The sequence below is a fragment of the Parajatrophihabitans canadensis genome, assembly GCF_053764775.1.
The window spans coordinates 4,531,464-4,545,476 of the sequence record NZ_CM132445.1 but is presented as its reverse complement, the minus strand read 5'-3'; the positions used below and the strand labels follow the sequence as shown (position 1 = coordinate 4,545,476).

General features: G+C 60.2%; 11 protein-coding genes. 4 read left to right on the top strand and 7 right to left on the bottom strand.

All coding sequences use genetic code 11. The annotated features are described in order from the left end of the window. Positions 1–405: 405 nt before the first annotated feature. The 6 genes from ACSMXN_RS21890 to ACSMXN_RS21865 form a co-directional block, all read right to left on the bottom strand. Positions 406–1,062, bottom strand: a complete 657-nt coding sequence (locus ACSMXN_RS21890; RefSeq protein WP_022915798.1) for a CoA transferase — start codon at positions 1,060–1,062, stop codon at positions 406–408. Beyond that, positions 1,059–1,838, bottom strand: a complete 780-nt coding sequence (locus ACSMXN_RS21885; RefSeq protein WP_022915797.1) for an enoyl-CoA hydratase — start codon at positions 1,836–1,838, stop codon at positions 1,059–1,061. Before ACSMXN_RS21885 ends, ACSMXN_RS21890 begins: the two co-directional genes overlap by 4 nt. A 3-nt stretch (positions 1,839–1,841) precedes the next feature. After that, on the bottom strand, positions 1,842–2,759 hold the full coding sequence (gene mmsB / locus ACSMXN_RS21880) for a 3-hydroxyisobutyrate dehydrogenase (RefSeq protein WP_022915796.1): 918 nt from the start codon (positions 2,757–2,759) through the stop codon (positions 1,842–1,844). Continuing rightward, the gene (locus tag ACSMXN_RS21875) at positions 2,737–3,828 is read right to left on the bottom strand and encodes an enoyl-CoA hydratase/isomerase family protein (RefSeq protein ID WP_022915795.1); all 1,092 of its coding nucleotides are present in this window, start codon (positions 3,826–3,828) and stop codon (positions 2,737–2,739) included. Before ACSMXN_RS21875 ends, mmsB begins: the two co-directional genes overlap by 23 nt. Beyond that, positions 3,825–4,967, bottom strand: coding sequence for an acyl-CoA dehydrogenase family protein (locus ACSMXN_RS21870; RefSeq protein WP_022915794.1), 1,143 nt, complete (start codon positions 4,965–4,967; stop codon positions 3,825–3,827). The genes ACSMXN_RS21875 and ACSMXN_RS21870 overlap by 4 nt, the downstream gene beginning before the upstream one ends. Positions 4,968–5,220: 253 nt before the next feature. After that, positions 5,221–6,705, bottom strand: a complete 1,485-nt coding sequence (locus tag ACSMXN_RS21865; RefSeq protein WP_027140047.1) for an aldehyde dehydrogenase family protein — start codon at positions 6,703–6,705, stop codon at positions 5,221–5,223. 196 nt (positions 6,706–6,901) lie between these two features. Here ACSMXN_RS21865 and ACSMXN_RS21860 point away from each other — a divergent pair, with 196 nt between their 5' ends. Next, complete coding sequence (locus tag ACSMXN_RS21860) at positions 6,902–7,783, top strand: LysR family transcriptional regulator (RefSeq protein WP_027140046.1); 882 nt, start codon at positions 6,902–6,904, stop codon at positions 7,781–7,783. Positions 7,784–8,020: 237 nt separating this feature from the next. Here the strand turns inward: ACSMXN_RS21860 and ACSMXN_RS21855 are convergent, their stop codons facing one another. Continuing rightward, entirely contained in the window at positions 8,021–8,338 is a 318-nt protein-coding gene (locus tag ACSMXN_RS21855; RefSeq protein ID WP_022915791.1) for an ACT domain-containing protein, read from the bottom strand. 1,397 nt (positions 8,339–9,735) lie between these two features. Here ACSMXN_RS21855 and ACSMXN_RS21850 point away from each other — a divergent pair. From ACSMXN_RS21850 to ACSMXN_RS21840, 3 genes are all read left to right on the top strand, one after another. Next, positions 9,736–12,429 carry an AAA family ATPase gene (locus ACSMXN_RS21850; RefSeq protein ID WP_022915788.1) on the top strand — a complete coding sequence of 898 codons (2,694 nt, stop codon included), beginning with the start codon at positions 9,736–9,738 and terminating at the stop codon, positions 12,427–12,429. A gap of 49 nt (positions 12,430–12,478) precedes the next feature. After that, on the top strand, positions 12,479–13,063 hold the full coding sequence (locus ACSMXN_RS21845; protein ID WP_155958585.1) for an HIT family protein: 585 nt from the start codon (positions 12,479–12,481) through the stop codon (positions 13,061–13,063). 102 nt (positions 13,064–13,165) lie between these two features. Beyond that, positions 13,166–13,741 (top strand): hypothetical protein, encoded by a 576-nt coding sequence (locus tag ACSMXN_RS21840; RefSeq protein ID WP_155958584.1) that lies wholly within the window; start codon positions 13,166–13,168, stop codon positions 13,739–13,741. Positions 13,742–14,013 lie beyond the last annotated feature (272 nt).

Genomic DNA, 14,013 nt, shown 5'->3' with positions numbered 1-14,013 from the left:
CGCTGGCAAACCCTGCGCCGTCGCGCTCGGGTGCGAGATCCGGCAGCCGATCGGCGTTTGCTGCAAAGTCTGTGAACGCACTGGCTGCCTCTAGCGGGCATTCCACCGTTTGATCGCAAGCTCGGCATCGACCGCAACCGGGGAAGCTTCCTGCCTTATCCGGTGCATACGAGCGGCTGAACGCAGCCCAACTAGGTTGATCCCTGATTCCCTCACGATGGCATGTCTTTAGCCTTGCTAGCCAACAAGCAGAGTGTCACGGACGTGATCAGCCCACGGTCTTGGGGTGAGGATGCACTGTGCCGGCCACGCTCACGGGATCGTCCACTTACAGCTTTACACCGTTACTATTGGGTGAGCGTTTGCCTGGTCGTGATGTGCCTCACCGGGCTCAGGTAGCGGTGATCAGCTGGGTGGGAATGGTGGGGTTCGAAAAGCCCGGGACGAGACTACGGCGCCCAGAAGTGATGTTCGGACGGCTTGGCCCGACCCCGTTCGGTTGCGTTCTCCGACGGCGGCGACAACACCGTAGGCGCCGTACATCCCGGCTCGGAGGTCGCTCACCGGCACGCCCACGCGCTGGGGGTCATCGGGGCTAGATCCGCTGAGGGATCTCCGCCCGGCTTCGCCTTGTGCGATCTGGTCGTAGCCCGCTCGCCCCGCGTCAGGGCCGTCGTGGCCGAATCCGCTGAGAGACGGAGATATCAGCCGCGCGTTTCCTGCTGCCATGACGGTGCTGCCGAAGCCGAGGCGAGCGATGACATCCGGCCGGAAGTTCTCGATGAGAACGTCCGCCTTCTCAATCATCCGGCAAAGGACTTCCTTGTCTCGACCCTCCTTGACGTCAAGGCAGATTGACTCTTTGTTCCGGTTCGCCGCGAGAAAATAGGTAGACTCTCGTTCGCACTCCGGGACAGACATCAAAGGCGGTCCCCAGGTGCGTGTGTCGTCACTCACGTGAGATTCCACCTTAATGACTCGCGCGCCAAGATCTCCAACATCATGGCAGCGTGCGGCCCGGCTGAGATCGACGACGACCAGTCCATCGAGCGGGCCGCTCATTTGTGTTTGAAGTTCGGCGAGCGCTTCTCGTTAAAGGCAGCCATGCCCTCGCTCTGATCTTCAAGCCCGAAGGTGGAGTAGAAGAGCCGGCGCTCGAGGAAGACGCCTTCTGCGAGCGACGCCTCAAAGGCCCGGTTCACCGCCTCCTTGACCATTAATGTCACAGGCTTCGACATCGACGCGATCGTTTCTGCCAAGGACATCGCCTCCCGAAGGAGGCTATCGCCGGGAACGATTCGCGAGACGAGACCGGAACGTTCAGCTTCTTCAGCATCCATCATGCGACCGGTGAGACACATCTCCATAGCCTTGGTTTTGCCGATTGCGCGCGTCAGGCGTTGGGATCCGCCCATACCCGGAGTGACGCCGAGCTTAATCTCGGGTTGCCCGAACTTCGCGGTGTCGGCGGCGATAAGGATGTCGCAGAGCATTGCGAGTTCGCAGCCTCCGCCCAGTGCGTAGCCTGCCACTGCGGCGATCAAGGGTGTCCGTGCCGATGAAAGCGAGTCCCACTGCGAGAACCAGCCATTTGAGTAGACGTCGCTGAACGACTGCTGGGACATCTCTTTGATGTCGGCGCCGGCTGCGAATGCCTTGCCGGAACCGGTGATCACGATTGCGCCGACACCGGGGTCCGTGTCGAGAAGAGCAACCGAACCGGTGACTTCGTGCATCATCGTGCTGTTGAGCGCGTTTAGGGCGGTGGGGCGATTTAGCGTTACGACGGCTACACGTCCGCGGCGGTCGAGCAAGATCGTTTCATAGTTGGTCGACATGGGTTAGCCTTCCCGGGATGGATGCTCGCGGATGTGGTTGATTACCGTCGAGAAGTCCTCACGGGCGCGGTCAGACTCCGCGAGTTGCCTGTAGAGGCTCGCCGCCGCCGCGCCCAAGGGCGCGTCGACCGCGGACTCTGTGAGCGCATTCGCAGCGAGCCCGAGGTCTTTCGCCATCAGGGACACGGAGAACCCGGCTTGGTAATCGCGGTTTGCTGGGCTCGTAGGTACCGGACCCGGCACCGGGCAGTTGCTTGTAAGGGCCCAGCACTGTCCGGTCGCTGTGGAAGACACGTCGAACAACGCCTGGTGAGATAGGCCGAGGCGCTCAGCGAGAACGAATGCCTCGCTGACCCCGATCATCGAGATAGCAAGGATCATATTATTGCAAAGTTTGGCGGCTTGGCCGGCACCTGAGGCGCCGCAGTGCACCATCTTGCGCCCCATTGCAGACAGAAGCGGTCTGACGGCTGCGACGTCGGCGTCGGTGCCGCCGACCATGAAGGTGAGTGTTCCCGCCTCGGCTCCAACGACGCCTCCCGAGACAGGCGCGTCGATTGCTCGATGGCCGGCGCTTACCGCTGCCAATGCCGCGTTGCGGGCATCCTCGACATCTATAGTCGAGCAGTCGATAAAAACTGTGTCGATATTGGCAGCGGACAGCAGGCCAGTTTCGTCGCCATAGGTGCTTAGCACGTGCCTCCCGGCCGGAAGCATCGTCACGACGAAATCCGCACTTTTCGCAGTCTCAGCGGCGGAGGGCACGATCCCAACACCGGCGCGGCGCGCTAGTTCTAATGCGGCCTCGGAGAGGTCGAACCCCGAGACGTGATAGCCCGCTTTGACCAGGTTCGCAGCCATCGGCCCTCCCATGTTGCCGAGGCCGACAAACCCAACGCTACCAATTCTGCTGCCGTCCATGATTGCCCTCCAGTCCAGGTACGTAAATTGCCAGCTTGTTCGCATTCACCGGATCGAAGTGGGAATCAATGATTGCGTTGCTTACGTCGGTCAAAGTCGCAGGGTTCCACCTTGGTTGTCGATCCTTATCGATGACTTGAGCACGTATGCCTTCGATGAACTCGCGCCCTGCGATGCACCGCAAGGACACCCCCATCTCTCGGATCAGGCTATATTCCAGCTGCGCGTCGGCGCGGGCTTCTCGCAGAGCTCTGAGCGCCACCTTGAGGGACGTGGGGGAGGCCGACTCGACCTTGACCGCAGCCTCTTGGGCGGCGGGATCGCTGTGCGAATGCAGACGTTCGAGGATTTCCTCGACAGTGTCGGGTGAATAGCACTCGTCGATCCAGGATTGGTGGGCCGGGAGCGATGCTTGCCCAGGGTCTGAGGCGTATTCCTGCAAGGCCACGCCGACATCGCGCGATGTTTCGAGGTCCGTCAACAGCTGATCACGTTGCGCTCGAGGTATGAAGATGTCCGCAAAACCGCAGTAAATTGCATCGGCCGCATTCATCCGGCTCGCCGTCAGGGCCAGATGCGTCCCTAACTCTCCGGGAGCTCGCGAGAGCAGATACGTGCCGCCCACGTCGGGACAGAAGCCAATGGCTACCTCGGGCATGCCTATCGAAGAGCTCTCGCACACCACCCGATGACTTGAGTGCGCGCTGACGCCGACTCCCGCGCCTAGCACGATTCCGTCCATGAAGGCCACGATCGGCTTGCGATACCGAGCGATCGCGGCGTCCAGCCGGTATTCATCGGCCCAGTAAAGTTCGGACGCTCGACCACCGGCGAGTCCGTCGTGGTAGATCGCTCGGATGTCGCCGCCCGCGCAAAGGCCCCGTTCGCCCGCGCCGTCCACTACGACGTGGCGGACGTCTTCGCTCATGCGCCATTCCTCAAGGAAGCGACCAAGGATATTCACCATTCGATGCGAGAGAGCGTTGATTGCTTCCGGCCGATTGAGAGTGAGGTGCCCGAGCGCCCCACGACGTGACACAGAGACCGGGTCGCTTGTGGCCGCGTTCACAGTTCAACGCCTATCAGCTCACGGGCAATGATCATTCGCATGACTTCGTTCGTCCCTTCAAGAATCTGGTGAACGCGCAAGTCCCGAACGATCTTCTCCACGCCGTACTCGGCCAGGTATCCATACCCGCCATGAAGCTGCAGTGCTCGGTTCGCAACATCGAAAGCGGCATCGGTGACAAATCTTTTCGCCATGGCGCAACGGACCGAATAACCTTCCTCCCGTGAATCCAGGGAAGCCGCGGCTCGCCACAGGAATGTCCTAGCCACTTCAAGCTCCGTGGCCATGTCTGCAAGTTCGAACTGGAGCGCTTGAAACTGGTTCAAGCTCGAGCCGAAGGCCCGTCGCCCTTGCATGTACCTCAATGTCTTCTTGAGCGCGGCGCTAGCTCCGCCGAGTGAACTCGCCGCGATGTTGAGCCGACCGCCGTTGAGTCCGTTCATCGCGATACGAAAACCGGCGCCCTCCTCGCTCAACATCGAGCCAGAGGGCACCCGGACGGATTCCAATATGACCTGCCGCGTCGGCTGCGCATTCCAACCCATCTTTAGCTCATTTGCGCCAAAGGACAGTCCCGGTGTGTCGCGTTCGACAACGAAGGCGCTTATGCCACGCGGACCTTTCTCTCCCGTACGGGCCATAACGATGTAAATCTCTGCCGCACCGGCTCCAGAGACGAACTGCTTGACTCCGTCCAATACGTAGTCACCACCGTCACGCGTGGCTCGAGAAGTCAGTGCTGCGGCGTCAGAGCCAGAACCGGGCTCCGTCAAGCAATAGCTGCCTAGCGTCGTCATGGTGCACAGGTCGGGCAGCCACTTGGCCCGCTGCTCTTCATCGCCATACTCGTCTATGATCCACGCAACCATGTTGTGAATTGAGATATAGCTTGCGATTGAAGGACAACCCTCCGCCAGTGCCTCAAATATTAAAGCCGCGTCCAAGCGCCTCAGGCCCGAACCGCCAAACTTCTCACCGACATAGATCCCGCCCATGCCGAGTCCGGCTGCAGCGGACAGCACATCGACGGGAAAGAACTTATCCCTATCCCACATCACCGCGTAGGGCGCGATCTTATCCGCCGAGAAGTCATGAACGGCTTTTGCCAGGTCTCGGTGGTCTTCGGTAAGCGCAAACACCAGTGAGCTCCTATTCGGGCCCGCGATCGACAATAATCCCGGTCGCCGATTGATTAGATTGTTCGGTTTGCTAATTGCTACGTTTCATTGATGTGATCTCGTGAAGGCCACGGGCGGCGTCCTTTTCGGATGCGATGAACGGCCACTGATAAGAATACTAGGACGTCAAACTAAATCTGTATACGGAACCGTCCTCAGTGTGGATGCCCACAGACGCTGGTGATTTGCTGGTTGCTGCGCATCTATCTGGGGCTCACGAGCCCTGGTCGAGCTTCACGTTGATCTGCTTGATCCGAGTGAAGGACTCGAGCATTCCTTCAAGCGAGAACTCCCGGCCGATGCCGCTGTCCTTGACTCCGCCATAGGACTGCCCGACCAGCTGGCCGCCCCCCTGATTGACCTGCACCCAGCCCGACTCGACTCTGTGGGCGGCCGACAGCGCGCGCTCAAGGTCGTGGCACCACACAAATGCGGCAAGACCGTAGTGACTGTCGTTGGCCATCTCGATGACCTTGTCTTCGTCACTCCATGGAATGATGACCATGACCGGCCCGAAGATCTCCTCCTGGGCTAGCCGCCAGCTGTTCTCGGCGCGGGAGAACACAGTCGGTCCAAGAAAGTATCCGTCGAGCCCACTGGGGATCAGGTCGGCCCCGTCGAGCACGAGGTCGATGTCCGGCCTGGCCCGTCCTTCATCGATGTATCCGCAGACCCTCCGATACTGTTTGGCGTTGATGAGCGCGCCCATGTCGGTCGACTCCTCCATCGGGTCGCCAACCACCATCTGCCGAAGACGTCGAACGGTCCGGTCAATGAAACTGTCATAGATGTCCTCGTGTACGAACAGTCGCGACCCGGCTGTGCAGCTTTGACCCTGGCGAGCAAATCTCATGGCAGTAATGACGCCCTCTGCGGTCGCGTCGTCGTCCGAATCGGGCCACACGATGCTTGGACTCTTGCCACCGAGCTCGAGCGATGCCGGCACCAATCTCTCGCCGGATGTCCGCGCGACACCTCGGCCAACCTCGGTCGAACCAGTGAATGAAACCTTGTCAACGCCAGGATGAGCCACGAGGGCAGCGCCGCACTCGCTCCCCAGGCCAGTGATGACGTTTAGCACACCCGCAGGAAGGTACGGCGCACAGAGCTCAGCCAGCTTCAGGACCGACAGCGGTGCATCCTCCGCCGCCTTGACCACGATCGTGTTCCCGGCGGCAAGGGCGGCCGGAATCTTCATCCCCGCAATCATCAGCGGCGAATTCCACGGCAGGATCGCGCCAACGATGCCGACGGGCTCGCGAATGCTGTATTGAAGCTGCGCGTCACCAGCTGGCAACACGACGCCTTTCGTCTCTGTTGCGATCCCACCGAAATAGCGGAACAACTGCGCGGCGGTCTGGCTCTCAGGACGAGCCTGGGTACGCAGCGCGTTACCCGTATCCGCGGCAGTGAGGCGTGCAAGCTCCTCGGCATGTTCGAACAAAACATTGGCAATGTCGAGCAACGCGGCCTGCCTTACCGTGGCTGGCAGCGACCGCCACCCGGGCAACGCGGATCCGGCAGCGAGGACGGCACGGTCCACGTCCGCTGCCTGCGCTCGCGGCACTCGTGCTAACACGGCGCCTAGGCGCCCGGGCGACAAGACATCCATCCACTCGTCCGCAAGCGCGCCAATTTGTTCACCGCCGATATGCATGCCTACGACTGGCGGGACTTCTAGCGACTGGGCGGCTTGCATCCCGGCATGAAGCGACACAGATCTCCCCTGGCTAGGTGTGACCGACTGGAGCGTCGTAGTGAGTCAGATCGTCAAACGTGCATCTACGTATGCTGAATCATCCGCGGGACAGTTCATTGAGTCGATACCGAACGCTGCGCATGGAATGTGCAAAAATGCACGGCATCGCGCATACGACGTCAAGGACGGCAGGCTCATGGTCGACCCAACGGACCTTCTCTATCTGCTTGCCGTCGCCCGCGGACGCACTCACACTGCTGCAGCCGAAATTCTCGGGGTCAACCATACGACAGTAGCTCGCCGGCTCAAGGCCTTGGAGCGATCGATGAGCGCGCGACTTCTTGTTCCGGCACCGGATGGGTGGGAACTAACAGCGACCGGCAAACGGGTACTCGTCTCCGCGGAGCTGGTCGAGCAAGCGCTTAATAAGCTCACCGGCGAGCACGAGTCATCGGCCGAGCCGGCTCCGCGCGGCCGGGTACGGGTCAACTCCACTGAGGTATTCGGGCTCCTCGTCGCAGTGCCGGCGCTTGCCGCCGTTCACCGGGAGTATCCGGGAATTACCTTCGAACTAACCTCCGTCACGCGCCCATCTCACACCTATGGTCCAGCGTCCGATCTCGACATTGGGGTGACGCGGCCAGCCTCGCCACGGCTGACGGTGCAAAAGCTCACCGATTACGAGCTTGGCATCTTCGCATCTGACCGATACGTGCAATCGCACCCCAGGCCCCGAAGTCTCGCCGATCTTGCTCAGCACGTACCGATCTACTACGTGGAGTCAATGCTCCAAATCGCAGACCTCGACTTCGTCGAGAAGTTGTTCCCAAACGGAGCTCACGTACTCGGCGCAACAAGCGTTCTCGTCCAGCTCGAGCTGACGCGTAGCGGTGTGGGCGTCGGCATCCTTCCCGCGTATCTTGCGCGGCGATCGCCAGATCTCGTTCGAATTCTTGACGACGAAGCGAGCGTCTACCTGACCTACTGGATGAGCAGCAGGTTGGAGAACGCCCGGCGAAGGGAGGTACGGCTCGTCGCCGAGGCGATCGAACGACAGGTAGCTGTTGTTTTCAACTGAGTAGCAAGCGCGAACCTCGATCGGCGCATGGTAGGGCTGGCTGTCGTAACGAAGGTGGTTCTGGCGCTGCGCGAATCCGAATTTCCGTAATTCCCGTTCGTTCCTCGATCCAGTCTGCCGATCGCAATATGCGGACGCCGAGCTCGTGTCGGAGAGCTTGGACATCGGCTGTGCCGCTCCGAACGCAGTCACACGAGTTCCCCGAATCCCCACCCCGTCCGGGTGAATGCTCGCGGATCATGTGACGTGAGCCTCGTTCGGCGCCGATTCGACGACATCGATGACGTCGTCGAGAGTTTGAAGCTTCCGAATGAGCTGGTTACATGTCAGCCGGTCAGACATCCGTACTGAAAGGCGGATCGCGCCGGTCCCACCGGGTGACGCCTGGGGCGCGTGCAGAGCAAGAACGTCTACACGGAGCCGCCCGATGAGCGTTAGAACTCGGACAAGCGTCCGCTGTCGGCTCCGGGCAGCGATCAAGATCGTCCGTTCGGCGGCCCCGTGCGAGGTCGCCGGGTTGCGGGTCCGTGCGTGGTGCTGTGTCGGAGAATTCATCGATCGGCCTTGTCGAGTTCGCTTGGGCTGGGATTTAGCTTTCGCCGCACGATAAGCCGGATCCCCAAACGGAAGTTCGTTGGAGCCGACTACTTGAGACGCCGGAGGTTTGCCCTTCAGAGCGAGATTGGACTCAGGTATCGCGAGTTGTCCGTTCGTGAAGCGACTCGTCGCGGTTTGAAGGCAGGTCTCATCACGCCGGCAGTACCCCTACGCGATGATTTGAGCGCATTTTCCATGCTCGCCGCCGCTATTATGTGCGCTTCGTGATCTGACTTGTTCCATGACCGTACGCCTTCGCCATCACCTGTTTACGGAGCACTCAGTTCGGATATTTGTCGGCTACTCGCACGGATCGACGTGGATGGCGGTGAACTGCCGCTGGTTGCTCGGGCTGCGGATGCTGCGGCGCGCGCGTCTTCTTGGGCGGCATGAGCTTGCCAAGATGACTGACGTCAACGCCGCGCGACAAATCAGTGAAGATGGAAGAAGGTCGATGGCCGACGTCCACGGGTTCCCCACATCAGCTGTCCAGTCTTGACTACCGCTCGCGCAGGCGGCTCTCAGATATTCGGGGGTTACCGGGTGGAGGTTTTCGATGTCCGCTTCGCCTCACGCATCGGTGACCGCGCGGTCCGGGTAGTGTCGCTCGCCATCTACACGTAACCCGTCCGTCCCCATGGCATAGAAGCGATCTGTTCGACCGTAGGGCAATCGACTCGATGGCCCTGGTCGGCGTGATTCGGCTATCCCGAATCGATCCGTCCGCCCGCAGTGCCAGCCTGCGCTCGGCGCCGGGGATCGTCACCGATTCCGGACGTGGCATTTCATGACAGAGTCATCGTTCGGGCCTACGACGCGGATGTGGCCGGTCATGTAGTTGTTTGGGCGGACCGGGCGTTGGACTGAGCCTCCGTGTCGGGTTTGCCAGCGAAAGCCTGCCGTACGGTCAAGCGGGGCGAATGCCGAGTGCGCCTATGAGCACACGGCAGCCGCTTACTTTGGAACAAAGAACTGTCTTACTCATGCTTGAGGCCTTGCCGTGACCCGGCTCGCGCGCTCATAAGCATCAGGCCACTCGTCATTACCCCGTGTTAACGATGGGTGTCTGAGCGCAGCCAATATCCCTGAGACACTAAGCCGAATCGGTAGCAGGGCATATCCATTGCGATCTGCGCGGCGCCGCTTACGCTGTCGGGCTCAGAACGGGCCTGCCACGAAGCTGATTCCACGGGTGTCGCGCTGCTCGCAGGACGGCCTCAGGGTAAGAACGAGCGGCGTCTGCTGACCAAGCTCCGAGCTTTCGTCGAGCGGTTCTTCGGCCTGAGCTATTGTTAAGGAGCGGCGTCGTGCACGCATTGCTGGTCGGGACTGATGGGGCGGCAAGGGGGCGCAACGTGAGCACCGTAGATGAACAGATTCGCGGTGCAGCGGGCGCGATCTCGTCGAACATCGCCACGCCGAGTCAGGGTCGCGCGCTGCTGGCGCAGAACATCCTCAGCCAGCTGCGCAACCTGGTCGAGGGTGTGGTGGTGCGACTCCAAGCGGGTAGCGGAGACGTGGAGTTCCAGTACACGTCGGTAGCTCCGGCTCTCGCCTACGTGGGCGCGAATGGCAAGCTGAACTTCCTAAAGCGATTCCATAAGTTGCTGCAGATCAGCGCTTCGCACTACACGCTGGGCGGGGATCCCTCCGAGCGGCTGATGCTCAAGTACTACGACTACCTGCATCGGGTTCGGGACTTGGCTCGCACCCAGCTCACGCTCGACATCTTGGCGAACCTGGAAGACTTTCCCGTCGATCTAGACCCCTCGCTTCAGGAGTACCACCAAAAGATCGCAGACCGGATCGTGGCCGCGCGCTCGTTGCCACCTAGCCAAGCTCCGAAGAGGCGCTATTACATTCACGCGGTGCGGCCCTTCTACATAGGCGGGCACGTGTTTCACGAAGTGACCTTCTACAACGCCGTCAACAGGGTCAGCAAGTTCGATCGCATCATCGGTTTCACGGACATCGACATCACCGACAAGTACGCGGCGAACCTGACGCTCGAGAGCGACTCGATCCGGGTGCTCGGACAGACCATGCCGATCACGATCATCCGGGAGTGGGAGGTGTCGATCCGCCCATGCGAGTTCGATAACTTCGCGCGGATACTCGGCCAGTCGATCAAGGTGTCGGCCGGCGGCGCTGAGTACCGCAACCTGATGCAGTACATCACCACAACCTCGTCGAGCCTGCTCGACATTGTGGACATGGGGGACGCCCAGTACGCAAGGCTCAAGATTTGGGCGACACAGAGGTCGCAGCAACCACAGATCTTCCCCGCGCTCGACGTAGCACGTCAGATGATTCGCGCAGATGTCGCGGGATCCAACGTGCTCCGCTACCTGATGCTGCGGATGAACAACCAGATCATCAAGCGGCAATACACGCCGGCCGCCTGTGGTGTGTTGTCGAACCTGCGCCTCGAATATGGGTGCAAGCCGTTCGACAGCATGCCTTTCTGTACGTCGCTGTATGGGCATAACCCCCGATTCACTGATCTCGCCGAGTGCCTGGACGCAAGCGGGCGCACCGACGAGCTCCTGGCACGACGCGTGAAGATCAACGTTGAAGATCGCGGCATGCTCTACACACCGGTCGCTGACCTGGAGGACCTTGGAGACGTCGAAAAACTGATCGCGACCTATAACCGGAAGCTGTACTACAAGCACACCGGTCGCAAGTTGCTGAAGGACAAGGGGCACATCTTCATCAAAGACTACGAGGACGGCACCGTCGCAATCATCGACAAGCTCCAGCAGTGCGCGGCCAAAGGCATCGCCGGCTACGAGGCTGCCGTCAAGCAGTGGCTGGCGCAAACGATTCCAGCTCCCGATGACCCGCTCAAGGTGAGGGCGCTCCAGGAGCTGTTCATCGACTCGCAGGTTGCACTGATCTATGGCGCCGCGGGCACCGGCAAGTCGACGATGGTCAGCCTCGTCGCCAACTACTTCAATAGCAACGAGAAGCTCTTCCTCGCTCATACGAATCCGGCCGTCGACAACCTCAAGCGGAGAGTCAACGCGCAGAACGCGACCTTCCACACCATCAGCAGCCAGATCGGCCGCACGGACGGGACCAACTACGACGTCGTGATCATCGACGAGTGCAGTACGGTCAGCAACTCCGACCTGCTGAAGGTGCTTGAACGGACGTCCTTCAAGCTCCTCGTGCTGGTTGGCGACGTCTTCCAGATCGAGTCGATCCAGTTCGGCAACTGGTTCGGGCTTGCTCGGTCGTTCATCCCCAACACGGCGGTGTTCGAGCTCAAGACGCCGTTCAGGACCAAGAACGCGAACCTTCTGGACCTGTGGTCGACGGTCCGCGAGTTGAAGGACGACGTCGCGGAGACGTTGGCCCGCAACAGCTACTCCACGGTGCTCGACGAGTCTCTTTTCAAGGCGCAACGGGACGACGAGATCATACTCTGCCTGAACTACGACGGGCTCTACGGCATCAACAACGTCAATCGCTTCCTTCAGAGCGCCAACCCCGGTGCAGCGACGGTCTGGGGCCCCTCGACCTACAAGGTGGGCGACCCGGTGCTGTTCAACGAGACCGACCGGTTCAGGCCGGTCATCTATAACAACCTGAAGGGCAAGATCGTAGCCATCCAGACGTTCCCGGGCCGCATCGAGTTCGATGTCTCACTTGATCGACCGGTGACTGCTTTCGATGTGGATGGTGTCCAGCTCCGCTACGTTCAAGATTCGACCGTGCAGTTCGACGTGTACGAGCGCGGCAACGGTGACGACGATGACGATTCGACGACCGGGTCGGTGCCGTTCCAGGTCGCCTACGCGGTGTCGATCCACAAAGCGCAGGGCCTCGAGTACGACTCGGTGAAGGTCGTTATCACGGATGCTAACGAGGACGACATTTCGCACAACATCTTCTACACCGCAATCACCAGAGCGCGAGAGCACTTGCAGATCTTCTGGACGCCCGAGACGGAGCATGCAGTCCTGAGCAGTTTGCAGCGGAGCGCGAACCAGAGGGACGCCGCCCTGCTGTCGAGTCGACGGGGATTGTTACCGGTGGCGTAACGGGTAACTGAGCCAGCGGAATAAGGTCTCCGAATGACCACGCGGGCTGGTGAAAAAGCGGGGCCAAGATTTGGCGGGCGCGTTTTTAGGCGCCGATTTTTTTTGCGGTGATCCGGCGCAGAACTGTCGTGTTGAGGACATGACGCAGAAGCAAGAGGACAACCGACGAGGTGCGAAGGAGACCTTCCTGCCCGCCGATGAGGCGATGCCGGGCACCTACCCGCCGCTGTGCAACGACCAGATGCGGAGACAGAGGTCATCCACGAAACCGAAGACTGGGTTGCATTCTTTTCCATTGAATCCTGCCACGCCAGGGCATACCTTGATCATTCCGAGGACGCACGTAACCGACTTCTGGAGTGTCGAACTGCCGCTCGACGCCAAGCTGATGGCTGCAACGATTCGGTTGGGCCAGGCAATTGAAGCGGCGCTGAGGTCGGAAGGGATGAACCTCACTATCTCTGCGGGCGAGACCGCCGAGCAGACGGTGTTTCATCTGCATCTGCATGTAGTACCGCGGTGGAAGGCAGACGGATTCGGAAAGATTTGGCCCGTCGAGGACAAACACGAAGATGCTGACCTGAGCGATGCCGACACTCGAATTCGCGAGGCGTTTGAAGGTCTGCCTCCCTGATGCCAAAGGCTCGTTGAAGACGGTTGGTCTTGTAGATCCCAGGGTTTTTGCATCGGCTGCCCCGTGTCGGCTTTCCGCCGGTGGCTTAAGTAGACCCAACTGATGGGAGTCAACGCTTTATTTAACCGGGAGCTCGCAGCCCTCTTTTGGATCGTTGCTGCTCTGGTTTGGGTCTTGTCGATGAGAGATCTTCGGGCAACGCTTGCGAATGTCGTTTCTGCCGTGTGCAATTGGAAGATCTTGGCCGCGCTGGGCGTCGTCGGCGTATGGACTTTGCTAGCGGTCTTCTGGCTGACATGGCTCACTTCTGGGGCACGGATCAGATTAAGGACATCGTCATCTGGTTCGTTCCAGCCTCTTTTGCGCTGCTCTCTGCTCCAGCATAAAGGCTGGAGCAGACCACGCATATTTTCGTCTTACGGCTTTAGCGACGCTTGGTGTCAGCACCTTCATCGAGTTCTCTTCGTGAACGTCCCCACATCCCGGTTGTGGGTTAAGCTGCTGGTGCTTCCGATCAGCGTGTTCATCACGATGATGTCGGCCTTTGCTGCAACGAGGGCGGAGTATCGCCCAGTGCAGCGCCTGTTTGATGGCTTGCTTGTGATCATCAGGTTGACTTTTGTCGTTGCGACGACGGTGGATATTCACAGCCAGTGGAAGGCACTTGACCATGGTTAGCTTGCGTTGGCGGTCTGGCTGCCCATTGCGATGTTGCCGGCGGTGTACGTGTTAGCACTGCTGACGGAGTACGAGCAGGTGTTCCTGCTGATGGATTTCCGTGCCCAAGATCGGAAGGCGCCGCGCTGGCTGAAGCTGGCGATAGCGGTGGGGCTACGAGGCCGGATCACCCTGGTTCATGAGCTAAGGCAACCGTGGCTGTATCGGCTCTCGGAAGCTACCTCTTTCCACGATGCTCGCGATGTATTGCGTTCGTACCGTCGTGACCGTAT